Genomic DNA, 25,616 nt, shown 5'->3' on the forward strand with positions numbered 1-25,616 from the left:
CCCCCTTTCGAACCGGACACAAAACCGGGCCGCCCAGGGGCGGGCGGTCCACCGGACGAGAGGGACCAGACTCATGAGCTCTGTTCTGCGCCCGGCGGTCGCGGACCAAGGTCCGTCCACAGCCGGCAAGTACCGGCCCGTCTCCTCGCACCTGGCCATCGCGCCGCCGGTGAGCGTGGTGATCCCGGCCATGAACGAGGGGGAGAACCTTCCGTACGTCTTCAAGACCCTGCCGGACTGGATACACGAAGTGGTCCTGGTGGACGGCAACTCCACCGACAACACCGTCGAAGTGGCCCGTGAGCTGTGGCCGGACGTGAAGGTCGTGCGGCAGCACGGCAAGGGCAAGGGGGATGCCCTGATCACCGGGTTCGAGGCGGCCACCGGCGACATCATCGTGATGGTCGACGCGGACGGCTCGGCCGACGGCAACGAGATCCTGTCGTACGTCTCCGCCCTGGTCTCGGGCGCGGACTTCGCCAAGGGGTCCCGCTTCGCCAACGGCGGCGGCACCGACGACATGACGCCCATCCGCAAGCTCGGCAACTGGGCGCTGTGCACGGCCGTCAACCGCAAGTTCGGCGCCCGCTACACCGACCTCTGCTACGGATACAACGCGTTCTGGCGGCACTGCCTGGACAAGATCGACCTCGACTGCACCGGCTTCGAGGTGGAGACCCTGATGAACATCCGGGTCGTCAAGGCGGGGCTGAAGGTGCAGGAGATACCCAGCCACGAGTACCTCCGCATCCACGGCACCAGCAATCTGCGGGCCGTGCGGGACGGGCTGAGGGTGCTCAAGGTGATCCTGAAGGAGCGCTCCAACCGGCGCGCGCTGCGCCGCCGCACCGCCGCGGCGCACTCCCCGATGCTCGACTCGGTGCGCCCGGTGCGCTCGGGTCATTCGGTCCGGGGAGAGGCGTCTTGAGCGGTCCCGGCATCTCCGTCGTGATCTGCGTGTACACCGAGGACCGCTGGGAGGACATCCTCGCGGCGGTCTCCTCGGTGCGGGCGCAGTCGTATCCGGCCCTGGAGACGCTGCTGGTCGTCGACCACAACGACGCGCTCCTGGACCGGCTGGCCAAGGAGTACAAGGAGGCGGCCGATGTGCGGGTGCTCGCCAACGCGGGCCCCCGCGGCCTGTCCGCCGGGCGCAACACCGGTATCGCCGCCTCGTACGGCGAGGTGATCGCGTTCCTCGACGACGACGCCGTGGCCGAGCGCGGCTGGCTGAAGCACTTCGCGGCCGGGTACGCCGACCCGCGCGTCATGGCCGTCGGCGGGCGCACCGAGCCGGTCTGGGCGTCGGGCCGCCGGCCGGACTGGTTCCCGGAGGAGTTCGACTGGGTGGTCGGCTGCACCTACCGGGGCCTGCCGCGCGGCCGGGTGAAGGTGCGCAACGTCCTCGGCGGCAACGCCTCCTTCCGGCGTACGGCGTTCGACTTCGCGGGCGGCTTCGCGAGCGGCATCGGGCGGGACGGCGACCGGCTGCCGCTGGGCTGCGAGGAGACGGAACTGTGCATCCGGCTGACGCGGGCCAGGCCCGACGCGGTCCTGCTGATCGACGACCGCGCGGTGATCCACCACCGGGTGCCCGAGGCGCGTGAGCACTTCGGGTACTTCCGCACGCGCACCTACGCCGAGGGGCTGTCCAAGGCACTGGTGGCCCGAAGTGTGGGCGCCGACAAGGGACTTGAGTCGGAGCGCCGGTACGCCACCCGGGTCCTGCCGGCCGGAGTGGCACGCGGGCTGCGGGACGCGCTGCTGGCCCGGCCGGGCGGTGCCGGGCGGGCGGGCGCGATCGTCGCCGGGGTGCTCACGGCGGCCGGCGGGTACGTGGTGGGGAGTGTCCGGGCGCGCCGGGGCGGCGTTACGTACTCGGTGGCGGGGCGCGAAGGGGAAGCGGGCGCCGAGGGGGGAAGCAGATGACCGGCGGGCGCGTGCCCATTCTCATGTACCACGCCGTCTCCACCTCGCCGAACGACGCCACCCGGGCGCTGTCGGTGACGCCGGAGGCGTTCGCGGAGCAGATGGCGCTGATCGGCGATCTGGGCCTCACGCCCGTCAGGACCGCCGAGCTCGCGGCCCGCTGGCGCTCCGGCGAACCGCTGCCCGAGCGGCCGGTGCTGATCACCTTCGACGACGGCTACGAGGGCGTGCACCGGCACGCCCTGCCCGTGCTCGCCCAGCACGGCTTCCCGGCCACGGTGTTCGTCTCCACGGGCTGGCTGAGGGGCCCGCACGACACGGGCGGCGGCCTGGACACCATGCTCGACTGGGACCAGGTCCGCGAACTCGCCGAGGCGGACGTCGAGATCGGCGGCCACAGCCACACGCATCCGCAGCTGGACCAGCTTCCGGAGAGCAGGCTGCGCTCCGAGCTGATCCTGTGCAGGGAGATCATCAGCGACCAACTCGGCACCGTCCCGGCCTCGTTCGCCTACCCGTACGGCTACTCCAGCCGCCGGGTGCGCGAGGCGGTGCGCGAGACGGGGTACGCCCAGGCGCTCGCCGTCAACAACGGTCTCGCGCGGCGGCGGCAGGGGCCGTACGGCCTCACCCGGCTGACCGTGCGCCGCAGCACCGGCATCGAGGAGTTCGGGCGCATGGTCGAGGGCCGTGCGATCGCCCGCACCTTCGCCGGGGACCGCGCCCTCACCAAGGGCTACGCCCTGGTCCGCAGAGCACGACAGGTCCGCCGGAAGGCCATCCGTTCCCGTGTCTGACACGACGACCACGACCGAGCCCGCGTCGACCGACGCGGCGGCGCCCGAGCAGTCGGGGCGCTGGCTTCGCCTGCCCGGCATGGGCAGGTCCTCCGGGGGCAGTCAGCTGTTCCGCAACGCCTACGCCCTGATGATCAACACGGGCATCTCCGCCGTGCTGGGCCTCGGTTTCTGGCTGGCCGCGGCCCGCTACTACTCCGAGTCCGCGGTCGGCCAGGGCTCCGCCGCGATCGCCGCCATGAAGTTCCTCGCTGGGCTGACGGCGGTGACGCTGACGGGTGCGCTGGCCCGGTTCATCCCGGTGGCGGGCCGTGCGAGCGGCCGTCTGATCTTCCGGACGTACGCGGGCAGTTGTGTGGTGGTGGCGCTGGCCGCGGGCGTCTTCCTGCTGACGCTGGACCTGTGGGGGCCGTCGTACGGGTTCCTGAACGGGGCGGCGGGCGGAGTCTTCTTCGTCATGGCCGTCATCGCCTGGAACCTGCTCACCCTCCAGGACGGCGTGCTGACCGGGCTGCGCAGCGCGGTGTGGGTGCCGGTCGGCAACACCGTGTTCTCCGCTGTGAAGCTGGGGCTGCTGGTGGCCTTCGCGGTGGCGATCCCCACCGCCGGGGTGTTCGTGTCGTGGGTCGCGGCGATCGCGGTGTCGGTGCTGCCGCTGGGCTGGCTGGTGTTCCGGCGCCTGGTGCCGCGCCATGTGAAGGCGACCGAGGACCACGCCGCCCCGCCGTCCCTGAAGGAGGTCGGGACGTTCCTGGCGGGCGACTACACCGGCTCGCTGTTCTCCCTCGCCGTGGTCTATCTCGTCCCGGTGATCGTGGCGGCGCAGGTGTCCTCCGAGAACAACGCGTACTTCTACATCACGGCCACGATCGGCGGCACGGTCAATCTGCTCGCCATCAACATGGGCGCCTCCCTGACGGTCGAGGGCTCGCACGACCCGGGACGGCTGGCCGCGAACACCCGGGCCGCGCTCAGGCGCATGGCGCGGATCATGCTGCCGGTCGCCGCGATCCTGTTCTTCGGCGCGCCCTGGATCCTGGGCGTCTTCGGCCAGGGTTACGCGGACGCGGCGACCCCGCTGCTGCGCTGGTTCGCCGTCGGCGCGCTGCTGCGGGTCGTCATGGAGACGTACTTCGCGGTCCTGCGCGCGCAGAGCCGTACCGCCGGACTGGCCTGGCTGCAGGGCCTGCTGTGCGCCCTGGTGCTCGGTCTGACGCTGCTGCTGCTCCCCCGCATGGGCCTGACCGGCGCGGGCGTCGCCGAGATCGCCGCTCTCGCGGTGATCGTCGCCATTGCCGCGCCCAAGCTGTACAGGACGGCGAAGGGCGCCACCACCGTCCCCGAGGACGCGGCCCCCGACGGTGATCTCGCCGACCTGGGGGCGCGCGAGCTTCCCCAGGGGGCGCGGGGGCGCATGCCCGCCTGGGCGCTCGACACGGACACCCTCGCCCTCGGCATCCATGTCGACTTCGACCACCTCGATCGCCGGCCCGACGTCCGCCCGGGGCCGGGTACGCCGCCCACGGGCACCCCGCCGGCCCACCCGGAGCACCGCCCTGCCTGGGCCCGCAAGCCGGAGCTCGGGTTGCCGGTGGAGGAGCGCGAGCCGGGCTCGGAGGCTTCGCTGGGACCCGCCGAGGTGGACGCGCCGTTCGACAGGGCCGAGTTCGACACGGGCCCGGACGACGAGGCCGCACCGAGGGAGGGCGAGGAGGCTGCCGTACGGGAGGAGGCCGTCGTACGGCAGGAGGCCGCCGTACGGGAAGAGCCGCCCATGACCGACGAGGCCGTACGACCGCCCGCCGCGCCCTCGCCCACCTGGCGTGAACGCCTGCTGCCCACCCGGCTCGGGGTCGTCCTCGGCTGTCTGCTGATCGCCGCGCTGCTGCTGTACTGGGTGCCGGCGCTGCGGCTCGGCGAGGCCGACCTGGACGGGATGGGCGGGCTCGGGCTGGTCTCCGTGCTGCCGCTGCCGACGCTGGCCGGCGCCGCGCTGCTGGCGGTGGTGTTCGCCTCGCTGCTGTGGCTGGGCCGGGAGCACAGGGCGCTGCTGCTGGTCACCCTGCTCGCCACGGTCGTGTCCCTGCACTCCCTGCCCGCGCTGATCGAGACCGAGCCGCGGTTCGCGACGGCTTGGCAGCATCTCGGTTTCCTCGACTACATCGACCGCACCGGGTCCGCCGTGCCCGACCTGGACGCGCGCTGGAGCTGGCCGGGCTTCTTCGCGGTGGCCGCCTTCGTCGCGAAGGCGTGCGGGGTCGGCGACCTCACGGAGGTCATCCGCTGGTGGCCGCCGGCCATGCAACTGCTGTATCTGGCGCCGATGTTCCTGCTCGTGCGCTCGATGCGGGCGAGCTGGCGCGCCAAGTGGACCGGCATCTGGGTCTTCGTGCTCAGCGGCTGGGTGGGCCAGGACTACTTCTCGCCGCAGGGCTTCACCTATCTGCTGTACCTGGTGTTCGCGGCGATCCTGCTGGTCTGGTTCCGGGCGCCGCGGGTGATCTGGACCAAGCGGCGGCCCGGCGAGGTCGAGGTCGAGCCGGCGGACCGGCGGCAGCGGGCCGTCCTGCTGATGGTCGTCACCGGACTGTTCGCGGCGAGCGTCCCCGCCCACCAGCTCACGCCGTTCGTGATGCTGGGCGTGCTGACGGCCCTCGTGCTGATCGGCAGGTCCGAACTGCGCGGCCTGCCCATCCTGTTCGGTGTCATGGTGACGGTCTGGATCGGCTTCATGGCCGAGCCGTACTGGTCCGGGCACTTCGACGAGCTCTTCGGCGGGGTCGGCGGCGTCGGCAGCAATGTGTCGTCCTCCGTCTCCGGCCGTATCGAGGGCGGCAGTTCCACCCACAAGCTGGTGCTGTACACCCGCGTGCTGCTGGCCGGCGGTGTGATGGCCATGGCCTGCTGGGGCTGGTGGCGCCGGCGCTTCCACCACTACCGGGAGCGTTCGCTGCCGGTCCTGACCTTCGTGCCGTTCCTGGGCTTCGGCATGCAGTCGTACGGCGGTGAGATGGCCCTGCGGGTCTTCATGTTCGCCCTGCCCGGCGCGGCCCTGCTCACCGGACTCGCCCTCTTCCCGCGCACCGGCGTCACCGCGAAGGAGCGCGACAAGGACAGGGTGAGCCTCGCCCCGCTGGCCGCGCTGATGGCGGGGCTGGTGCTCATGGGCGGGTTCCTGGTGGCGCGCTGGGGCAACGAGCCGTTCGAGCGGGTGCGGCCCGGCGAGGTCGCCGCCATGGAGTACGTGTACGCCCATGACGATCCGAGCCTGCGGCTGCTGTGGCTGAGCGACGACCCGGTCAACGTCGTGACGCCGTCGATGCCGTGGGGCGCCGAGGACATGGAGAAGGTGGAGTACCGGCCGACGCTCGCGCCGGCCGACCCGGTGCTGGTGTCGGGGCTGGTCAAGGCGCTGAAGGACGCGGGCCCGAACTCGTATCTGATGATCAACCGCAGTCAGGTGACCTATCTCCGGCTGGACGTCGGCTATTCGGCGACCTGGGAGTCACGCCTGCTCCAGAACCTGGACAAGCGGCAGGAGCTGAAGAAGGTCTTCGCCAACGCCGACGCGACGATGTACGCGCTGCGGAAGCAGCCGCCGGGCGAGGTTCCGAAGGCCGATCCCGGGCCGATCGGGCCGCAGGTGACCTGGACGCCGTGGTCGGTGGTCGGCGGGCTCGCGGCGGTCTCGCTGATCCTGCTGCTGATGGCGCGGGAGGTCGTCCGGGTGGCGATGGCGCCGAGCGTGCGGCAGCTGCGGTGGCTGCAGAGCAGCTTCTGGTTCTCGCTGCCGCTGCTGGCGGTGCTGCTGGCCTCGCTGGTGCAGCGGTTCCTGACGATCGAATAGGCGGTCGCCCAGGGAGTCGCTCAGCGGTCAAGTGGCTCAGCGCTTGAGCCACTTGACCTCGTACGCCTGCAGCTCGACCTTCTTGCCGCCGATCTTCGCGCTGGTCCGCCGGTCGAGGGTGTTCACGACCAGGACCACCTTGTCCGTGGCGAGGACCCGGACGTCCGGCTTGTCCACGGACACCGCCTCGTACCCGGTGCCCGGCCGGAACTCCCTGCTGAACCGTGCCACCAGGTCGTACATCGGCAGCTTCTCGCCACCGCTCGCGGTGCCGGTCGGCGTCCACAGACAGCCCGGGCAGTCGGCGCCCTTCTCCTCCTGCGGGTTCCAGTAGAAGCCGGAGGAGGCGCCGCCCTTGGCCATGGCGATCATTCCGGAGGCCTGGACGGCGACCCGGCGGGCCTCGGACCAGCCGTGGCGGTCGTCGTTGCCGTCGGCGGGCTCGACGTAGTACTCGGCCCACCACAGCGGCAGGTCGCCGGTCTGCTTCCGCACCCACCGGCTCACGGCCGTGAACTTGTCGGTGGCCGTGAACTCGTCCGGCAGGAGCTCGTCGTCCCGGGTGTAGCTGGAGCCGTCCACGACGGCGAAGTCGGCGCCTGCCTTGTGCCTGTTCCAGTACTCGAAGGCGTCGACGGTGCGCTGGTCCAGAGCGCCCCAGGGGCCGGTGAGGGTCTTCGAGGCCTCCTGCGCGCGCGGGTCGACACTGTCCATCACGAGGTACGGCCCGCCGACCATGATGTCGGGGTCGACCTTCTTCAACGCCTTGTGGACGAGGTTGTAGAGCTTGGTGTAGCCCTCGTAGTCCCAGCGGGCCTCGGCGTCGTTCCAGAAGCCCTTGAACTCGTTCCAGACGATGAAGTGGCGTACGTCCGGGTAGCGCTTGGCGACGGTCACGGCGAGCGCGGCGAAGTCCTCGAAGTGCTCGGGCTCGGGTGCCGTCTCCAGGGCGGCCTGGCTCCAGTCGGTGTTGTCGACGCCGGCCTTGCCGCCCTTCATCCAGTCGGGGGCGCAGCACAGGGTGACGACCGGGGTGCTGCCGGAGGCGCGGACGAAGTCGATCCGGCGGTCCATCGCCTCGAAGTCGTAACGCCCCTCGACCGGCTCGGGGTTGTCGGCGCCCCAGCCCATGATGTGCTGGATCTGCGGCAGTCCCCCGGCGTCCGCGAGCCGTCCCCCGACGCGCTTGACGGCGGCCGGGGCGCCCTCGTCGGCGCTGTGCCGGGTGTGGGTGAACCCCCAGCCCACCTCCGGGTTCGTCGCGTCGGGAGTGGCGGTCGGGTTGCCGTGCACCTTGTCGCCGTCCCGTGAGGTGCCGTCGGTGTTCACGCCGTTCCCCGGCAGTGTGCTGAGCAGGGTCACCACCAGCGCCAGAGCCGCCGCGCCCACCCCGAGCAGCGCGGTGAGCCGCCACCGCCCCGCCCCCGAATTCCACCCATGACGTCCCATCAAGGACAACGGTATCCGGGGGGACAGCCGGACGGGCGGGTTTCGGCGGTACAGGTGCGGCAGCCGGCCGCGGCAGTACAGGTGCAGCAGCCGGCCGCGGCAGTACAGGTGCGGCAGGCGGCCACGGGGGTACAGGTGCAGCAGCCGGCCGCGGGGTGCGGCGGGAGCGGCGGCGCGGTCCCGGGGCGTGGACCGTTGGCGGGACGTGCGGCGGAAACCGGGTGCGCGGGGCCGCCGCGTGCCGGATCATGGCCGCATGTCTGCGAACCCACACGACGCTCTGCCGATCCGGCTCAACGTCGACGACAGCGACTCGCCGTCCGACGTCGTCGACGCGCTGTTCCTCGGCCGCTTCGCGACGGGCGAGCAGCCGTACTCGCACGCGGCGAACATCGACCGCGTACGGTCCGGGGCGACGCTGCTGCCGCCGGGCGCCCGCGTGCTGCGCGCCGCCCGCGACGACGACCGCAGCGCCACGCTGGCGGAGGGCGACGGCTGGACCGTACTGATCTCCCGCTGGAACCGGGGCGCCGACGTCACGGTGACGGCGACCAGCGAGGAACTGGCGGCGCAGGTGCTGGGCGAGGCGACGGACGGCGCGGCGGACGAGCCCGAGCCGCAGCCGGAGAACGTGACCATGGGCTTCTGGTACGTCTCCCCCAGGCGCGGCCCGCACCGCACCACCCGGCAGATCTCGGCGGGCACCTGGGACGAGGTGCGGGCCAACTACACCGCGCCCGTCGCGGACGCCATGGACCGTCTGATGAAGACGACCCCGGAGGACATCGCGGGCCGTCTGCTCCTGCTGCACGGACCGCCGGGCACGGGCAAGACGTCCGCGCTGCGCACGCTGGCCCGCTCATGGCGGGACTGGTGCCAGGTCGACTGCGTCCTGGACCCGGAGCGGCTCTTCAGCGATGTCGGGTACCTGATGGACATCGCGATCGGCGAGGAGGACGGCACGGGCAAGGGGCGCTGGCGGCTGCTGCTCCTGGAGGACTGCGACGAGCTGATCCGCGGCGAGGCCAAGCACACGGCGGGCCAGGCGCTGTCCCGGCTGCTGAACCTGACGGACGGCCTGCTCGGCCAGGGCCGCAACGTCCTGGTCGGCGTCACGACCAACGAGGACCTGGAACGCCTGCACCCCGCCGTCGTCCGACCCGGCCGTTGTCTGGCCCGCATCGAGGTGGGGCCGCTGACCCGCCGGGAGGCGGTGAACTGGCTCGGCACCGAGGAGGGCGTCGGCCGGGAGGGGGCGACGCTGGCGGAGCTGTACGCACTGAAGCGGGGCACGTCCCCGACGTCGCTGCCGGAGCCGCGGGACGGGGCGGACGCGGGGCTGTACCTGTAGCGGGCCGCACGGGGGCACGGGGTGCTTTGATGGACGTATGACCCTGCTTGTCGGCACGTCGGGGTGGCAGTACAAGGACTGGCGGGACGTCCTGTATCCGGCCGACGTCCCCATGCGGCTGTGGCTGGAGGAGTACACGACGCACTTCGCGACGGTCGAGCTCAACAACGCCTTCTATCGCCTGCCGACACGGGAGAACTTCGAGGCGTGGCGGGGCCGGGTGCCGGAGGACTTCGTCGTCGCGGTGAAGGCGAGCCGCTACCTGACCCACATCAAACGGCTTCGGGAGCCCGAGGAGCCGGTGAACCGCCTGATGACCCACGCCGAGGGGCTGGGCGACCGGCTGGGCCCGGTCCTCCTCCAGCTGCCGCCCACGCTGCGAGCGGACACCGAACTGCTGGACGCCTGCCTGTCCTGCTTCCCCGCCGCCACCCGGGTCGCGGTGGAGCCACGCCACGACAGCTGGTGGACGCCGGAGGTCCGTGCGGTGCTTCGGGCGCGCGGTGCGGCCCTGTGCTGGGCCGACGTCGAGTCCCGTCCCGTGACCCCGCTGTGGCGGACCGCCGACTGGGGCTACGTCCGCTTCCACCAGGGCCGAGCCCGGCCCTGGCCGCACTACGGCCGCCAGGCGCTGGACACCTGGGCCCACCGCATCGCGGACACCTGGTCCAGCGGCGAGGACGTCTACGCGTACTTCAACAACGACCCGACGGGGGCGGCGGTGGAGGACGCGATGGCGTTCGCGCGAGTGGCGAGCGGGGCGGGCCTGGAGCCGACCCGCACCCCACGACACCTGCCCGCACCGGCTTAGCACCTGCCCGCACCGGCTCAGCACCCGCCCTCACCGGCTCAGCACCTCCCCTCACCGGATCAGCACGCGCCCGCACCGGCTCAGCACCCGCCCTCACCCGGCTCAGCACCCGCCCTCACCGGATCAGCGAAATCCCTACCGAGGCAGGCGCCCTACCTCCCGTAAGCCGCCCGCAGGGCATCCCGCACGGCGGCGAGCGCCGCGTCCTCGTCCAGCCCCAGCCGCCGGGCCCGCTCCGCGTAGGCCTGTGCGGCCGACGCCAGCTCCCGCTCCGCGGCCGAGCCGGCGGCAGCGACGAACGTGCCGTTGCGCCCCCGCGTCTCGATCACCCCGTCGCTCTCCAGCGCCCGGTACGCCTTGGCGACCGTGTTGGCCGCCAGCCCCAGCGACTCCGCGAGCCCCCGCACGGTCGGCAGCCGGTACCCCACCGGCAGCGCGCCCGACCGCGCCTGCTCGGAGATCTGCGCCCGCACCTGCTCGTACGGCGCGGCACTGTCGTCGATGTGGATCTTCAAGGTCACAGGCCGATTGTCCCGTACCCGCCGGAAAATGAGAGGCACCCGGCCGGATCCCCCCGTAGCGTGCGCCTTCATGACCGTGACCGTGCGCGACCTCCGCCTCGAAGTGCCCGCAGACGTCGAGCGCTTCGCCCACAGCCGCCACCTCGCTCTTCCCTACGTCCTCTGGGTCCCGCAGGCCATCGTCCACCGGCAGGCCCACACCCACCCCGACGCCCACTACCGCTCCCTCGTCGCGGAGGAGGACGGCGAGACGATCGGCACCGCCCAGGTCGGCCTCGCGTACGACAGCCCGGAGCCCGGACAGGGCTACCTCAACGTCTATGTGCGCCCGGACCGCACGCGCCGCGGCGCCGGCGCACTCCTCGTCCGCGCCGCCGAGGAGCACCTGATCGCGCGGGGGGCGACCAAGCTGTTCTCCTGGGTCCTCGACGAGCCGGGCAACCGCGCGTTCGCCGAGCGGCACGGCTATCGCGCGAGCCGCTCCGCCCACTTCCTCCGCCTGGACCTGGCGAACGGCAGGCTCCCGCCTCTGCCGGACCTCCCGCCGGGCGTCGAACTGCGCACGGCCGCCGACTTCGCGGACGACCCGCGTCCGATGTTCGAGCTGGACGCGGAGACGACGTCCGACGAACCCAGCGACATCGACGCCGAGTTCACCGACTACGAGGCCTGGCTCCAGGAGACCTGGAAGCATCCGCTCCTCGACCTGGACCTGACGTCGGTCGCGGTCGTCGACGGCCGTCCCGCCGCCTTCAGCGCCGCCCACACGGACCGCGGCACCCGCTACGCCACGGCGATGACCGGCACCGCCCGCGCCTTCCGCGGCCGTGGACTGGCCAAGCTCGCCAAGAACGCCTCCCTGCACCGCGCCCGCGCCGCCGGCTACAAGGAGGCGTTCACGGGCAATGACACCGACAACGAACCCATGCTCGCGATCAACCGGTCGTTCGGGTACGAGATCTGCGCGACGGAGGTCCGCCATGTCCGCGAACTCGGCTGACCGGGCCCGCCCGCTGGAGGTGGTCCTCGTCAAGGCCGGCCGTACGAAGATCCGTTACGCGGCCGAGCTGATCGCCGACGACGGCACCCGTATCGCCGTGCGCGCCCCCTGGTCCGGCGACGGAGTCCGTGACTTCGGCTTCGTCCGCTTCGAACCGGGCGACGTCTTCACCGAGTACTACTGGCGCGACCGCTGGTACGCGATCAAGGAGGTCCGGGACGCGAAGGGCACCCTCAAGGGCTGGTACTGCGACATCACCCGGCCCGCCACCCTCTCCGGAACCGAGCTGGTCGTGGAGGACCTGGACCTGGACCTGTGGCGCTCGGCCGACGGCACGGACGTACACCGCCTCGACGAGGACGAGTTCGCCGAGAGCGGCCTCGCGGAGCGGGATCCGGCAGCGGCGGGCGCCGCGATGACCGCCCTGGACGAGCTGGAGGTGTTCGCCACCGTCGAGGGCGGCCTGGAGTCGCTGCTGGCCTAGATGCCCGCCAGCACGGCATACCGCTCGTCGTCCACGGCCTTCCCCCACAGCGCCTCGTCGTCCGACAGCCGCTCCACGCGCACCTGCCCGGCGAGCGGGGCGAGGAGGCCGGTGAGCCGGTCGGCCGGTATGCCGACGGGGCTCACCCTCCCCCACACGCCCTCGACCAGCACCAGCCGGCCCCGGGGCCGCAGCAGCCCCGCCCAGTGCCGCAGCACGCGCGCGGGGTCGGGCAGCGCCCACAGGACATGGCGGACGAGCACCACGTCGAACCGCTCCTCGCCCACCGCCGGCGCCGCCGCGTCACCGACGAGGAACGCCGCGTCACGCCCGGCGAGCTTGGCGCGGGCGACGCCGACCATCGCCGGGGACCGGTCGACCCCCGTGACCCGGTGTCCCTGTTCGGCCGCGAGGAGCGACAGGCTGCCCGTGCCGCAGCCGAGATCGAGGACGTCGGAGGCGGGCTCGGGCAGCCAGGACCGCAGCCGCGAGGCCCAGGCCCGGCGCACGTCGGGGTCGCGCAGGCCGTGGTCCGGCTCGTCGTCAAAGGAGGCGGCCGCCGCGTCCCAGTCCACGTCCGCCCCCGTGATGGCGTGTTCACCGTTCGTCATGGCCCAAGAGTGACACCCGCCACTGACAGTCCAATGGTGACTGCCGCCACTGACAGACCTGCACCGATGAGCAACTCTCGCGAAAAGGGTCTACCTCCGTGACAACACGGAACTCGGTAGGCACTGAAGGAGGCAGCCATGCGCCGTGTGACCGTGCAGAAGCCCCTGAAGAGGAAGTCGGACGTCCGCCGGGTCCAGGAGGAGGCGGACGAGCGCCCCTCGGGACGACCGGAGGTCCGCAAGGACATCGCACGCACCTGGTGGCCGGACGGCTGAAACGCCCTGCCGGTCTCACAAGACGGAAAACGCGTCAGGTCAGCCGCTTGCGGTAGTGGACACGGTCGTACGGCCCGTCCATGCGCCGCTCGGTGATCTCATAGCCGTACTTCGGGTAGATCTTCTGGTTCTCCCACATCAGCGCGTTCGTGTAGAGCCTGACCTCGGTCAGGCCGAGCGCACGCGCGTGTGCGTCCACGAAGTGCAGCAGCCGCCGCCCCACGCCCCTGCCGTGCGCGTCGGGGTGGACGGCGATGCTGTCGAGGAACAGATGGTCCTCGTGGGCCTCGACGACGACGAGCCCGAGCACGGGATCGCCGGTCACGAACACCTTCCCCGCGGCCACGTTCGCCCCGTGGTCCGCCTCCATGGGCACGGGCGCCCTTCCGATGCGCTCGATGTAGTGGTGGTAGGCGGCATCGGTCACGGCCTTCACTGCGGATACGTCGGCGGCCACCGCCGACCTGATGTCGTCGTCCGTCATGCGGCGACGGTACCTACCTGATCGCAGTCCGAACACTCCCTTAAGGGGACCCTAAAGATCGCCATCGCCCGCCTTCAGCAGGCGATTTCGCGGCTTTCCCGGGCTAGCTTCTGATCACCCCCACGGGATTCACCCCCACGCGTCAGGACCCCCTTGAGGAGATCTTCCATGCCCGCACGCCGCAAGGCCGCCGTCGTCGCCACCCTCGGCCTGGCCCCGCTCGCCCTCACCGCCCTCGCCACCGCCCCCGCCGCGGCGCACGGTTCGATGGGCGACCCCGTCAGCCGGGTCTCGCAGTGTTACGCGGAGGGCCCGGAGAGCCCGAAGTCCGACGCGTGCAGGGCGGCGGTCACGGCGGGCGGTACGCAGGCCCTCTACGACTGGAACGGCATACGCATCGGTGACGCGGCCGGGCGCCACCAGCAGCTGATTCCGGACGGCAGGCTGTGCAGCGCGAACAGCGAGGCGTTCAAGGGCCTGGACCTGGCCCGCGCCGACTGGCCGGCGACGAGTGTGCGCAGCGGGTCGTACACCTTCAAGTACCGCGTGACCGCCCCGCACAAGGGCACCTTCAAGGTCTACATCACCAAGGCCGGTTACGACCCGACGAAGCCGCTGGCCTGGGACGACCTGGATCTGGCGAACCCGGTGGCCACGGCCACCGACCCGGCGGCCACGGGCGGCTTCTACACCTTCTCCGGCACCCTGCCCGAGCGCTCCGGCAAGCAGTTGCTGTACGCGGTCTGGCAGCGCTCGGACAGCCCGGAGGCGTTCTACTCCTGCTCGGACGTCACGTTCGGCGGCGGCAACGGCGACAGCGGCACCGGCACCGGCACCGGCACCGGCACCGGCACCGGAGCGTCGGCGGCCCCGAGCGCGTCCGCGCCCTCCGAGGAGCAGATCGAGGACGGTGCCGACAAGTCGACGGTCGAGCACCACGGCCATGGGGACCAGGAGGCCGGTACGTCGGCGGAGCCGGTGGCGGGGGCCGAGGACGCGCGGCCCGCCCCGGCCAACGAGCCGAAGGCGGCCGGCGCCGCCGAGAACCTCGCCGAGACCGGTGGGGACGGCAGCACGGCGTATCTCGCGATGGGCGGTGCGGCGACCCTGGCGCTCGGTTCGGCGGTGCTGTTCACGTCGGTGCGCCGACGGGCGGCCGGCGGCGGTCACCACGGCCGCTGATCCACGGCTCGGCTGTTCCCAGTACTCCGGGGTCTGACCGGCGGCTCAGGCCGGTCAGACCCCGGCGGTGTGTCGCCCACTCACGGCTCAGCTGATCGCGGAGGCGCAGGTGGTGGCGGTGGCGTGCGCCGGGTCCAGCGCGTTGGCCACCTCGTGGAAGGCGATCCGGTCGGTCAGGCCCAGGAAGGCGTGCTCGGACAGGTCGACCGCGCACAGGTCCTGGATGAGGACGTTCTTCACGCCGGGACCGGTCAGGAACTGGCTCCGGTACGGCGTGACCACCTGGTCGTACTTGGTGGCTATGACCGTGTAGCGGACGCCGGGAACGGTGTCGCCGCCCTCATTGAGCCTGGTCATGAAGTCGGATCCGGCCATCTGCTGGGCGAGGGCGGGGGTGGCGGCGGTGATCAGGTCCTCGGCACCGGGGAAGTACGGCAGCAGGTTGGTGAGCCCTGCCAGATCGGTGCCGTGGTTGTTGGGCGCGATGCCGACGAGGGCGTTCACCTTGGCGGCGCCGCCAAGGAACTTGAGGTAGTAGCGGGGCATCATGCCGCCCTGCGAGTGGCCGACGAGGTCGGCCTCGGCGGCGCCGGTCGCGGCGAGCACCTTGTCGACGTAGGCGGACAGTTGCTCGGCCGACTTGTCGATGGGGCCGAGGGCATGGAAGAACGGCACGCCCGGCAGCTGGCCGTAGTCGAGGGAGAAGACGCAGTAGCCGCGGTCCGTCAGGTAGGGCGCGAGTCCCAGCCAGTTGTCGACGGAGTTGGCGAAGGTGCCGTGTACGAGGACGACAGGGCGGGGGTGGGCGGCGGACGGCTTGCAGGAGTAGTCGTTCCAGCCTCCCCCAAGCTCTCGGCTCCGCTCGAGCAGGGGGGACCCCCAGCTCGAGGTCGCCGCCGCGTCGGCCGCCTGGGCGGTGGTGGCGGGGACGACGGCGACCGCGGTGGTCAGCAGCAGTGCGGCCAGGGGTCTGAGCACTCGTTTCCAGGGCAGCATCGGGTGATCTCCTTGCGGCTCAAAGGGGAGGTGCGACGGCCTTACGCCCTGTGATCCGGATCACGAGGATGCTGTTCACCCGTCAAGTTACGGGCGGGTAGGAGAGGTGTGAAGTTACGCGTCAGTAAAAACTTCCAGTGATAGTCAGGGCCGGTTCACGACTTCTGAGGAACCCTCACCAGGCGGGCCGGATGGGGCCATGGGGTGCGATGCGCACCAGCCGGTCGAGCAGTGCCCGCACGTCACCCTCACCCAGCACCTCGGCCCACGCCCGTACGGCCTCCGCGGCCGCGTCCTCGGCCGCACGCGTGCAGGCCCACCCCCGCTCGGTCAGCACGACCAGCCGGGCGCGCGCATCGCCGGGGTGCGGCCGGCGCTCGGCATACCCCTTGCGCACGATCTCGTACGGTGCCCGCTTCGTGTCGTACGCCACTCCGCTCACGGGAAGCAGAGAACTGTGCGCCTGGCGGGGAGAGATCCCGCCCGGCGCCAAGGCGCCCGCGCACACCGTCAACAAGGAGGAGATCCTGCACGTACTCGACGGCGATCTGCTCGTCGCCCTCGACGGGGACACGGTCCGCATCACCGCGGGCGACACGCTGATCGTCAATCCCGGCGCGACCCTCGCCGTCGAGAACCCGACCGACCGGACCGCGACGACCTGGGTCACCACCTCCATCGGCCTGGAGGCCGAACTGTCCGACGGGACACGTGTCGCACCCCCGTGGGCACGTTGACGCCTACGCCGCCAGCGCCCCCGGCATCACCGCACGCGGCCCGAACTTCGCTCGCGCGCGGTCGGCGACCTCCTCGATCCGGCGGGCCTTCTCATCGAGCGGGTCGAAGGTGAGCTGGTAGGAGGCCTGCTCGGCGGGGTCGAGGCCCTCGGCGCGCAGGGCGAGGGCGCGGACGCGGGCGCGCTGGAGACCGAGGGCCTCGTACATGCCGTACGCCGCCCTGGTCAGCGCCGCCGAGTGGGCCGTCGGTTCCTTCAGCGTGCGGCTGCGGGTTGTCGAGGAGCGGTCGGCGTAGCGGACGGTGAGGGTCAGGGTGCGGCAGACCTTGTCCAGGGCGCGCAGCCGGGCGCCCAGTTCCTCGGCGGCGGAGAGCAGGGCGCGGCGGTGCCGGTCGGGGTCCAGCTCGTCGCGGGTGAAGGGACGTTCGGTGGCCAGCGAACGGGACACGGCGTTCGGCACCACCCGGCCCCGGTCGATTCCGCTCGCCTTCTCGTGCAGATCCCGCCCGGCTTTCGCGCCGACCAGCCGCTGGAGCGTGGACAGGGGTGCGGCGGCGACCAGGCCCAGGGTGTCGAGGCCGTACTCGCACAGGGTGCGGGCGGTGGCGGCACCGACGCCGGGCAGTGCGGCGACGGGCTTCTCGGCGAGGAACTCCGCGACGGCGTCCTCGGGGACGGCGCAGGTCACCCCGGGCCGGGCGTCCCGCAGTGCCACGCGGGCCAGCATCGGGCCCGGGCCGGCGCCGATCGCACAGTCGACCCCATGGTGGGCGAGGGCGCGCACCCGGATCACCGACGCCAGCTCGACCGCGTCGCGCCCGAAGTACCGCTCGGCACCCCGCAGATCGGCCAGCGCCCCGTCCGGCGGCAGCGCCTCGACGACCGGGGTGAAGTCCTCCAGCAGTCCGAGCAGCCCCGGCAGGGCCGCCTCGTCCGTCGGCGGCAGCTGGAAACGTACGCAGAGGATGGTCATCCCGCACTCCCCGGACTCTGATGCCACAACTTCCTTACCTGTGAGGGCTCTTGACCCGCCGGGCGCAGATCGGCCCACGGGTTCAGTTCGTATCCGGTGGACATCTGGATGCGCCGCCCCCGTGCCGGATCCCCACCGTCCCCCTCCGCCACCGGCTCCGCCAGCCGCGCCGCCACCACGTCCAGCCCGCCCTCGGCCCGCAGCTCGATCAACTCGGCGAGGTTCCAGGCGGCGGACCCCACCACACTCAGACTGCGCGGACCGCGGCGCTGCACCACCCCACGCACCAGCAGCAGCCAGGAGTGGAAGACGGTGTGGGCACAGGCGTCGTGCGAGTCGTCGAAGAAGGCGAGATCGACCAGCCCCGTACCGTCGTCCAGCGTGCTGAAGATGACCCGCTTGCCGGACCGGATCGGCGGCGTCTGGGTGGCCGCCTTGGCGCCCGCGACCAGCACCGTCTCACCGTGCCGGGCATCGCGCAGCCGACGTGCGCTGACCACGCCCAGCTCCGCCAGGAACTCCCGGTGGTCGTCCATCAGATTGCGCGAGGCGTCCATGGACAGCACGCCCAGCTCGGCGCTGAGCCGCTCCGCCGAGGTGAGGTCGGGCAGCCCGGCCGGGGCCGTCTTCCGCCCGCCGGCTGGGGGTACATCCCACACGTTGAGTAGTGGGGGAGGGAGTTGGTCCCCGCCGCCGCCCCGGGCACCCCGGTGGAGTTCGGTCAGGTGCAGTTGCAGATCGCGCCGGTTGTCCCCGAAGGCGTCCAGCGCGCCGACCTGGGCGAGCCGTTGCGCGAGCGGCCGGCTCGGGCGCGCCCGTTCCCAGAAGTCGAGCAGCGAGGCGTACGGCTGCCCCTGCGCGATCCGCGCGGCCTCGGCCTCACTGATGCCGTGCACGTCGGACAGTGCGAGCCGCAGCCCCCAAGTCCCCCCAGCCCTTCCGGATTCAGACACCAGTTCGATCCGGTGTGCGACCCCCGACACGTTCACATCCAGCGGCAGGATCGGCACCCCACGCCGCCGGGCGTCCGCCAGCAGCAGCCGCTTCGGATACATCCCGGGGTCATGGGTGAGCAGCCCCGCGTAGAAGGCGGCCGGGTGATGGGTCTTCAGCCAGGCCGACTGATAGGTCGGCACGGCGAAGGCGACCGCGTGCGCCTTGCAGAAGCCGTACGACCCGAAGGCCTCGACGATCTCCCAGGTCCGCCGAATCGTCTCCGCGTCATACCCCTTGGCGGCCGCGTGCTGCGCGAACCACACCCGGATCCGCCCCTGGGACTCCGGATCGGAAAGACCACGCCGCACCCGATCCGCTTCATCACGCCCGCACCCGGTCATGATGTGCACGATGTCGATGATCTGCTCGTGGAAGACGACGACCCCGTACGTCTCCCGCAGCGGCCCCTCCAGGTCCGGGTGCGGATAACGGACGGGCGCCCGCCCGTGCCGCGCCTCGATGAAGGGCCGCACCATGTCGGCGGCGACCGGCCCGGGCCGGAAGAGCGAGATATCGACGACGAGGTCATGAAAACCGGCCGGCTGAAGCCGCCCGACCAGGTCCCGCTGTCCGGGCGACTCGATCTGGAAGCAGCCGAGCGTCTCCGTCGAACGAATGAGCCGGTACGTCGCCGGATCGCCGTCCCCCCGCTCGAAGTCGAGCGCGTCCAGGTCGATCCGCTCCCCCGTGACCCGCTCCACCTCCGCGACGGCGTGCGCCATCGCCGACTGCATCCGCACGCCCAGCACATCGAGCTTGAGCAGCCCGAGGTCCTCGACGTCGTCCTTGTCGAACTGCGACATGGGAAAGCCCTCACCGCTGGTCGGCATGACCGGCGTACGGGAAAGCAGCGAAGCATCGGAGAGCAGCACCCCGCACGGATGCATGGCGATGCCACGCGGTAGGGCGTCGAGAGCCTCGACCAGCTCCCAGAGCCTGCCGTATTTCTCCCGCTCCCTCGCCAGTTGCCTGAGCTCGGGCAGCTCGTCCAGCGCGGCACGGGCGTCCCGTGCCCGGATGTGCGGGAAGGACTTGGCGATGCGGTCGATGTCGGCCGGGTCCATGGACAGGGCGGCACCCACGTCCCGGATCGCATGCCGCACCCGATAGGTCTCCGGCATCGAGACGGTCGCGACCCTCTCGCTCCCGAACCGGTCGATGATCGCGCGATAGACGTCCAGCCGCCGCGCGGACTCCACGTCGATGTCGATGTCGGGCAGCACCAGCCGGCGCTTGGACAGGAAGCGCTCCATCAACAGCCCGTGCTCCACGGGGTCGGCGTGCGCGATGCCGAGCAGATGGTTGACGAGGGACCCCGCACCGGAACCCCGCGCGGCCACCCGGATCCCCATCTTCCTTACATCGTCCACCACCTGAGCGACCGTCAAGAAGTAGGAAGCGAACCCATGGTGGGCGATGATGTCCAGCTCTTGATGCATCCGCTCCCAGTACGCCCGCCGCCCGTCGTAGCCGCGCAGCACCATGCCCGCCACCGCCCGCGAGGCGAGCGCCCGCTGGGCGGTGCGCCGCCCGGCGCCGACGAGATGGGGCTCGGGGAAGTGGACGCTGCCCATCCCGAGATCGCCCTCGGGATCGACGAGGCACTCGGCAGCTGCCGCCTCGGTCTGCTCCAGCAGCCGGTGCGCGGTGTCGCGCCGGAAGCCCGCAGCCTCGACGACCCGCTCGGCAATCCGCCCCATCTCACCCGCACCCTTGAGCCAGGCCTCACCGGAGTCCAGTTCCTTGGTGGCGTCGACGGGCACGAGCCGGCGTGCGGCGTCCAGCACATCGGCGACCGGTCCCAGACCGGGATCGGCATACCGGACGGCGTTGCTCAGCACGGGCCGCACGCGCTGCTCGGCGGCGAAGCCGACGGTACGGGCGGCCAGCCGCAGGGAGCCCGGACCGGTGCCCTTACGCCCGTGCCAGACGGCCTCCAGCCGCAGGGAGTCGCCGTAGACCTCCCGCCAGAGCCCAAGCAGCCCGGCGGCCCGATCGGGACGACCGGCGGCAAGCGCACGTCCGACATCGGAGTCGGGACCGAGCAGCACGATCAGTCCGTCACCCCGGTTGTCGCCCCGAGGCAGCAGCGGCGGCCCGTCACCGGCATGCGCAGCCGAAACGATTCGGCACAGATCACTCCACCCCCGAGCCCCGTCCCGGGCAAGAAAGGTGACCCGAGGAGTCGACTCATCGACAAAAGCCCCTCCCCGCACCGGGACCCGACGCCGCCGCACGGGCTCCTCCGACCCCGGCAGCCCGAGCGCCTCCACGGCCAGCTCCACCCCGAACAACGGACGCACCCCCGCCGCCGCGCAGGCCTTGGCGAACCGAACCGCACCTCCGAGCGAGTCACGGTCGGTGAGAGCCAGGGCGTCCATGCCCCGCTCGGAGGCGCGCTCAGCCAGCCGCTCCGGATGCGAGGCCCCGTAGCGCAGGGAGAACCCGGAGACGGTGTGCAGATGCGTGAAACCCGGCACACGCACCTCCCGCACTCACGAGCCCGAGAGCGACTCTCGAACATCAGTTCCCAACTCTCCCACCCCCACCATAGACCATTCCAGGACCGTTCTCGAACATCCGTACGACATCCGTTCGGCCGCCTCCCACCTGCACAAACACCCCGGGACCCGGACCGTGGGCACATGACGCAGACCACCGGCGCCGACACTCCGCGCAACCCCTTCCTGGCCGAAGTGAAGGACGCCGTCACCCCACGAGCCACCCTGCTCGTGATCGGCGTGGTCGCCCTCCACCTCCTCTTCATCGCCTCCTATGTGGGCGCGCTGCACGACCCCAAACCCAAGGACGTGCCCTTCGGGGTCGTAGCACCCCAGGCGGCCGCCCAGCAGGCGGTGACCCGGCTGGCGAACCTGCCCGGCGACCCCCTGGACCCGCGCGCCGTGCCCGACGAGGCAACCGCCCGAACCAAGATCCTCAACCGCGAACTCGACGGCGCCCTGCTGATCGCCCCGGACGGCACCACCGACACCCTCCTGGTCGCCACCGGAGGCGGAAGAGTGCTGGCCACCACCCTGGAGACACTCGTCACCACCCTGGAGAAATCCGAGGCCCGCACCCTCCGCACCCTCGACGTGGCCCCGGCCGACCGGCACGACGCCAACGGTCTCTCCTCCTTCTACGTGACCGTGGGCTGGTGCGTGGGCGGCTACCTGTGCGCGTCGATCATGACGATCAGCTCAGGCGCCGGCCGCCCCACATCCAGGCGCTCGCTGATCCGCCTCATCGCCATGGCCCTGGTCGCCATCGCCGGCGGCCTCGGCGGCGCCCTGATCGTCGGCCCGATCCTGGGCGCCCTGCCGGGCAGCATCGCCGCCCTCTGGGGCCTCGGCGCCCTGATCATCTTCGCGGTCGGCGCCGCCACCCTCGCCTGCCAGGCCATGTTCGGCCTGGCAGGCATCGGCCTGGTCATCCTGATCGTCGTCATCCTGGGCAATCCGAGCGCGGGCGGCGCCCTCCCACCCCCACTGCTCCCCCCGTTCTGGAGAGACATCGGCCCAGCCCTCCCACCCGGCGCGGGAACTTGGGCAGCACGCTCGATCGCCTACTTCAAGGGCAACGACACCACGGCCGCCCTCCTGACCCTCTCGGCCTGGGCGGCAGTCGGAACCGCGATCACGCTCCTGACGGCAGGACTCCGAAACCGGAAGCCGTAGAGGGCACGCGCACCCCCGCGACGCGGCAGCCGCGTACGGCGGGAAGGGGACATGCCGGGGGGTGTCCGCCCGCAATGACCGGCGTCAACACGCGGCACCTCCCGGCCGAAGTGGCCGCCGGTCCGAGGACGGACACCCCCCGGCGCGGCCCCGACCCACAAACCCACCGCAGGCGCTACGCGCACCCCCACACACCCGCACAGGCCGCCGCAGGCATCACACCGGCACCCCCACACACCCGCACACACACGAAAGTCCCGCCCCTCACACAAGGGGCGGGACTTCCCAAAAGCCACGAAACCGTCAGCCGATCTCGGTTCCGGTAGCCGACAGCGCCTCGGTCACCGGCTGGAAGAACGTCTCCCCACCGGAGGTGCAGTCACCGCTGCCCCCGGACGTGAGCCCGACCGCCTTGTCACCGGAGAACAGCGAACCACCACTGTCACCGGGCTCGGCGCACACGTCGGTCTGGATCAGCCCGTTGACGATGTCGCCGTTGCCGTAGTTCACGGTGGCGTCAAGCCCGGTGACCTTGCCCTCGTGCACCTGGGTGGTCGACCCGCTGCGGGTGACCGCCATGCCGACCGTCGCCTCCGCGGCCCCGCTGATGGCCTGCGAGGAACCGTTGTAGAGGTTGACCTCGCTCGGGTGGGCGACCTCGGCGGTGTACTTGACCAGCCCGTAGTCGTTGTCCGGGAAGCTGGACACCTCGTTGGTGCCGATCTCCTTGCCGCTGGAGTCCGACCAGGTCGAGATGCCCTCGGTGCAGTGTCCGGCGGTCAGGAAGTACGGCTCGCCGCCCTTGACGACGTTGAAGCCGAGCGAGCAGCGCCCGCCGTTCCCGGTGATCGCGTCGCCGCCCGCGATGAAGGGCTTGAACTCCCCCTTCGTACGCTGGAGTTCGACCGTGGCACCCAGCCCGTCGACGACCTTGCCGAGCTTGGCCCACTCGGTCTTGGAGACCGTACGGTCGGCGGTGACGACGACCTTGTTGGTCGTCGGGTCCGTCACCCAGGAGGTGCCGGGAATGGTGGCGTCCTGCTTGAGGGTCGCGCGGGCGCTCTTCAGCTCGGCCAGCGAGTTCTCGACAACCCGGGCCTTGGCGCCGGCGGCCTCGACGGCATCGGCGGCGGCCTTGTCGAGGACGTTCACGACAAGGTTCTTGGTCTGCGCGTCGTAGTAGGTACCCGCGGCATCGGCGCCGAGGTCCTTCGCGAGCGTCGAGGCGAGCTTTCCGGCCGCCGCGACCGACAGGGTCTGGGGCGCGGAGGTCTCCGGTGTCTCGCTGGCGTTCGCAGTCTGCAAGGTCACTCCCGCGGCAACGAGTGCGGCAATGCCCGCACCTGCCACGGCTGCACGCCGCTTGGGTATGCGTCGGTGCTTCAACTCACGTCCTCCTGTGGGGGGTCGGCCCGAGAGGTTATGGGGACCTCGCGAACCGGAAGGCGTACGGCAACAGGGGCGAAACACAACAAAAGCCGCACCCGCGCCGGTTGAACAACGTTCACTATTCCTGTTTCCACAGGGAGCGCACAAGGTCGACTTCCGGACGCGCGTAGAACGCCGCCACACGCCCCCACCATCTTGACCGTGCACAGTCACGCCCGGACTCTTCGCACAGCAAACACCAGGAGCAAGCGGCCCATAGGCAACGCGTAAGGTCTACTCCTGTCTTGAATTCACCCCTCAGGGGTCCGAATTCGAGCGGGGCTCACCAGGTGGCAGCCCGTCCTGCACAGCCGACGACTCACCGGACGGCGTCGCACCCTTCTCCAGAAACCGCAACAATTCCACCGGAATCGGCAACACCAACGTGGAGTTCTTCTCGGCCGCCACCGCCATCACCGTCTGCAGCAACCGAAGCTGCAGAGCCGCAGGCGTGTCGGCCATCTGGTGAGCCGCCTCCGCCAGCTTCTTGGAGGCCTGGAACTCCGCGTCGGCGTTGATCAGCCGCGCCCGCCGCTCACGGTCCGCCTCGGCCTGCCGTGCCATCGACCGCTTCATGGTCTCGGGCAGCGACACATCCTTGATCTCCACCCGGTCGATCGTCACGCCCCACTCCACGGCCGGGCTGTCGAGCATCAACTCCAGCCCCTGGTTGAGCCGTTCGCGGTTGGACAGCAGATCGTCCAGCTCGCTCTTGCCGATGATGGACCGCAGCGACGTCTGCGCCATCTGCGAGACCGCGAAGCGATAGTCCTCCACCCGGACGACCGCGTCGGCCGGCGAGGTCACCTTGAAGTAGACGACGGCATCGACCCGCACGGTGACGTTGTCCCGTGTGATGCCTTCCTGGGCGGGCACGGGCATCGTCACGATCTGCATGTTGACCTTGCGCATCTTGTCGATGCCCGGAACGATCATGGTGAACCCCGGCCCGCGCACCTGGGACCGCAGCCGCCCGAGCCGGAACACCACACCGCGCTCGTACTGCTTGACGACCCGCGCCGCCGCCGACACATACACCGCCCCGGCGGACGCGAGTGTGACTCCCGCCGCCACCAGCTCCTCGACCATGACGACCCCCCGGGGACCGATTGAGGCGCACCAGGTGTGTACTTCGACGGTAGCGCCGGGAGGTACACGAAGGGGAGACGGAGGACACAAGTGGTCGACGGGGTGCGGATGCGGGACGGCCGTTGGCTGACGGTCGAGGAGCGCGGCGACCCGGACGGCACGCCGGTGGTGCTGCTGCACGGCACCCCCGGCTGCCGGCTCGGAGTGGTGCCCGAGGACGTCATGGCCGCGCACCCGGGCGTACGGTTCATCGCCTACGACCGCCCCGGATACGGAGGCTCGGACCGCCTGCCGGGCCGCAGGGTGGCCGACGCCGCCCGCGATGTGGCGGAACTGGCGGACGCGCTCGGGCTCGGCCGGTTCGCCGTCCTCGGCCGCTCGGGCGGCGCCCCGCACGCGCTGGCCTGCGCCGCGCTGCTGCCGGCGCGGGTACGGCGGGCGGCGGCGCTGGTGTCCCCCGCGCCGCCGGACGCACAGGGGCTGAGCTGGTTCGACGGGATGGCCCGGTCCAATGTCGAGGAGTACACCCGGGCGCTCACCGACCCACTCGGCCACGCCGACCTGCTCGCCGCCCGCGCCGCCGCCATCCGCAGGGATCCGGCGCAACTGCTGGTGTCCATCCGCGACGGGCTCACCGACGCCGACCGGCGGATCGTCTCCACGCCGGCCGTCGCCGAGATGCTGCTGCGCAACTACCGTGAGGCGCTGCGCACTTCGGCGTACGGCTGGCTCGACGACAACCTCGCCCTGCTGAGCGACTGGGGCTTCGCCCCGGCCGCCGTCACCCGGCCGGTCCTGCTGTGGCACGGCGCCCTGGACACGTTCTCGCCGGTGGGCCACTTCCAGTGGCTCGCGGCCCGCATTCCCCGCGCCCGTCCCGTCCTGGAGCCGGACGCGGGCCACTTCGGGGCGCTGGAGGCCCTGCCCGCCGTACTGGACTGGCTCTGCGCCTCACCGCCGCACCCCGCACCATGACCAC

22 protein-coding genes and 1 pseudogene are annotated in these 25,616 nt (G+C 71.5%); 13 read left to right on the forward strand and 10 right to left on the reverse strand.

The window, feature by feature from the left end:
• Positions 1–73 precede the first annotated feature (73 nt).
• The 4 genes from AQI70_RS27775 to AQI70_RS27790 are packed head-to-tail and all read left to right on the forward strand — an operon-like array spanning position 74 to position 6,573.
• The gene (locus AQI70_RS27775; RefSeq protein WP_062154785.1) at positions 74–928 is read left to right on the forward strand and encodes a glycosyltransferase family 2 protein; all 855 of its coding nucleotides are present in this window, start codon (positions 74–76) and stop codon (positions 926–928) included.
• Positions 925–1,929 carry a glycosyltransferase family 2 protein gene (locus AQI70_RS27780; RefSeq protein WP_062154787.1) on the forward strand — a complete coding sequence of 335 codons (1,005 nt, stop codon included), beginning with the start codon at positions 925–927 and terminating at the stop codon, positions 1,927–1,929. The genes AQI70_RS27775 and AQI70_RS27780 overlap by 4 nt, the downstream gene beginning before the upstream one ends.
• Positions 1,926–2,726: a polysaccharide deacetylase family protein gene (locus tag AQI70_RS27785; protein ID WP_062154789.1), complete on the forward strand. Its 801-nt coding sequence runs from the start codon at positions 1,926–1,928 to the stop codon at positions 2,724–2,726. The genes AQI70_RS27780 and AQI70_RS27785 overlap by 4 nt, the downstream gene beginning before the upstream one ends.
• On the forward strand, positions 2,719–6,573 hold the full coding sequence (locus AQI70_RS27790) for a lipopolysaccharide biosynthesis protein (RefSeq protein ID WP_062154791.1): 3,855 nt from the start codon (positions 2,719–2,721) through the stop codon (positions 6,571–6,573). Before AQI70_RS27785 ends, AQI70_RS27790 begins: the two co-directional genes overlap by 8 nt.
• A 36-nt stretch (positions 6,574–6,609) precedes the next feature.
• Here AQI70_RS27790 and AQI70_RS27795 read toward each other — a convergent pair whose 3' ends face one another.
• Complete coding sequence (locus AQI70_RS27795) at positions 6,610–8,022, reverse strand: GH39 family glycosyl hydrolase (RefSeq protein ID WP_062154793.1); 1,413 nt, start codon at positions 8,020–8,022, stop codon at positions 6,610–6,612.
• A 256-nt stretch (positions 8,023–8,278) separates the two neighbouring features.
• On the opposite strand from AQI70_RS27795, the gene AQI70_RS27800 reads away from it, so the two are divergent.
• Entirely contained in the window at positions 8,279–9,373 is a 1,095-nt protein-coding gene (locus tag AQI70_RS27800) for a DUF5925 domain-containing protein (protein ID WP_062154795.1), read from the forward strand.
• Between the two features lie 37 nt (positions 9,374–9,410).
• The gene (locus AQI70_RS27805; protein WP_062154797.1) at positions 9,411–10,184 is read left to right on the forward strand and encodes a DUF72 domain-containing protein; all 774 of its coding nucleotides are present in this window, start codon (positions 9,411–9,413) and stop codon (positions 10,182–10,184) included.
• A 152-nt stretch (positions 10,185–10,336) separates the two neighbouring features.
• Here AQI70_RS27805 and AQI70_RS27810 read toward each other — a convergent pair whose 3' ends face one another.
• Positions 10,337–10,705 (reverse strand): GntR family transcriptional regulator, encoded by a 369-nt coding sequence (locus AQI70_RS27810; RefSeq protein ID WP_062154799.1) that lies wholly within the window; start codon positions 10,703–10,705, stop codon positions 10,337–10,339.
• 70 nt (positions 10,706–10,775) lie between these two features.
• On the opposite strand from AQI70_RS27810, the gene AQI70_RS27815 reads away from it, so the two are divergent.
• Both AQI70_RS27815 and AQI70_RS27820 read left to right on the forward strand, forming a co-directional pair.
• Positions 10,776–11,705 carry a GNAT family N-acetyltransferase gene (locus AQI70_RS27815; RefSeq protein ID WP_062154801.1) on the forward strand — a complete coding sequence of 310 codons (930 nt, stop codon included), beginning with the start codon at positions 10,776–10,778 and terminating at the stop codon, positions 11,703–11,705.
• Positions 11,686–12,189, forward strand: a complete 504-nt coding sequence (locus tag AQI70_RS27820) for a ribonuclease FAU-1 family protein (protein WP_062154803.1) — start codon at positions 11,686–11,688, stop codon at positions 12,187–12,189. The genes AQI70_RS27815 and AQI70_RS27820 overlap by 20 nt, the downstream gene beginning before the upstream one ends.
• Here AQI70_RS27820 and AQI70_RS27825 read toward each other — a convergent pair.
• Positions 12,186–12,800, reverse strand: a complete 615-nt coding sequence (locus AQI70_RS27825; RefSeq protein WP_062154805.1) for a class I SAM-dependent methyltransferase — start codon at positions 12,798–12,800, stop codon at positions 12,186–12,188. The two genes, AQI70_RS27820 and AQI70_RS27825, sit on opposite strands and share 4 nt — an antisense overlap.
• Before the next feature lie 138 nt (positions 12,801–12,938).
• Here AQI70_RS27825 and AQI70_RS38755 point away from each other — a divergent pair, with 138 nt between their 5' ends.
• Positions 12,939–13,076: a hypothetical protein gene (locus tag AQI70_RS38755; protein WP_107117093.1), complete on the forward strand. Its 138-nt coding sequence runs from the start codon at positions 12,939–12,941 to the stop codon at positions 13,074–13,076.
• A gap of 34 nt (positions 13,077–13,110) precedes the next feature.
• On the opposite strand, the gene AQI70_RS27830 is transcribed toward AQI70_RS38755, so the two are convergent.
• A complete protein-coding gene (locus AQI70_RS27830) occupies positions 13,111–13,560 on the reverse strand; it encodes a GNAT family N-acetyltransferase (protein WP_062154807.1) in 450 nt (149 codons plus the stop codon).
• A 168-nt stretch (positions 13,561–13,728) separates the two neighbouring features.
• On the opposite strand from AQI70_RS27830, the gene AQI70_RS27835 reads away from it, so the two are divergent.
• Positions 13,729–14,742: a lytic polysaccharide monooxygenase gene (locus AQI70_RS27835; RefSeq protein ID WP_062154809.1), complete on the forward strand. Its 1,014-nt coding sequence runs from the start codon at positions 13,729–13,731 to the stop codon at positions 14,740–14,742.
• Positions 14,743–14,829: 87 nt separating this feature from the next.
• Here the strand turns inward: AQI70_RS27835 and AQI70_RS27840 are convergent, their stop codons facing one another.
• Together AQI70_RS27840 and AQI70_RS27845 are read right to left on the reverse strand one after the other, a co-directional pair.
• The gene (locus tag AQI70_RS27840) at positions 14,830–15,738 is read right to left on the reverse strand and encodes an esterase/lipase family protein (protein WP_062154811.1); all 909 of its coding nucleotides are present in this window, start codon (positions 15,736–15,738) and stop codon (positions 14,830–14,832) included.
• Between the two features lie 175 nt (positions 15,739–15,913).
• A pseudogene (locus AQI70_RS27845) lies at positions 15,914–16,141 on the reverse strand (MarR family transcriptional regulator); the annotation flags it as partial.
• Here AQI70_RS27845 and AQI70_RS27850 point away from each other — a divergent pair.
• A complete protein-coding gene (locus tag AQI70_RS27850; RefSeq protein WP_062154813.1) occupies positions 16,128–16,475 on the forward strand; it encodes a cupin domain-containing protein in 348 nt (115 codons plus the stop codon). The pseudogene AQI70_RS27845 and the gene AQI70_RS27850 sit on opposite strands and share 14 nt — an antisense overlap.
• 3 nt (positions 16,476–16,478) lie before the next feature.
• Here the strand turns inward: AQI70_RS27850 and AQI70_RS27855 are convergent, their stop codons facing one another.
• Together AQI70_RS27855 and AQI70_RS27860 are read right to left on the reverse strand one after the other, a co-directional pair.
• On the reverse strand, positions 16,479–17,447 hold the full coding sequence (locus tag AQI70_RS27855) for a DNA polymerase Y family protein (RefSeq protein WP_062154815.1): 969 nt from the start codon (positions 17,445–17,447) through the stop codon (positions 16,479–16,481).
• Complete coding sequence (locus AQI70_RS27860) at positions 17,444–20,923, reverse strand: DNA polymerase III subunit alpha (protein WP_062154970.1); 3,480 nt, start codon at positions 20,921–20,923, stop codon at positions 17,444–17,446. Before AQI70_RS27860 ends, AQI70_RS27855 begins: the two co-directional genes overlap by 4 nt.
• Before the next feature lie 165 nt (positions 20,924–21,088).
• On the opposite strand from AQI70_RS27860, the gene AQI70_RS27865 reads away from it, so the two are divergent.
• Positions 21,089–22,120, forward strand: coding sequence for a hypothetical protein (locus AQI70_RS27865; RefSeq protein WP_062154817.1), 1,032 nt, complete (start codon positions 21,089–21,091; stop codon positions 22,118–22,120).
• A gap of 303 nt (positions 22,121–22,423) precedes the next feature.
• Here the strand turns inward: AQI70_RS27865 and AQI70_RS27870 are convergent, their stop codons facing one another.
• Together AQI70_RS27870 and AQI70_RS27875 are read right to left on the reverse strand one after the other, a co-directional pair.
• Entirely contained in the window at positions 22,424–23,506 is a 1,083-nt protein-coding gene (locus AQI70_RS27870; protein WP_062154819.1) for a S1 family peptidase, read from the reverse strand.
• A gap of 300 nt (positions 23,507–23,806) precedes the next feature.
• On the reverse strand, positions 23,807–24,637 hold the full coding sequence (locus AQI70_RS27875; protein ID WP_062154821.1) for a slipin family protein: 831 nt from the start codon (positions 24,635–24,637) through the stop codon (positions 23,807–23,809).
• Between the two features lie 90 nt (positions 24,638–24,727).
• Here AQI70_RS27875 and AQI70_RS27880 point away from each other — a divergent pair, with 90 nt between their 5' ends.
• Positions 24,728–25,612 (forward strand): alpha/beta fold hydrolase, encoded by an 885-nt coding sequence (locus tag AQI70_RS27880; protein ID WP_062154823.1) that lies wholly within the window; start codon positions 24,728–24,730, stop codon positions 25,610–25,612.
• Positions 25,613–25,616: the final 4 nt, after the last annotated feature.

The organism is Streptomyces curacoi (genome assembly GCF_001513975.1).
GTDB lineage: Bacteria > Actinomycetota > Actinomycetes > Streptomycetales > Streptomycetaceae > Streptomyces > Streptomyces curacoi.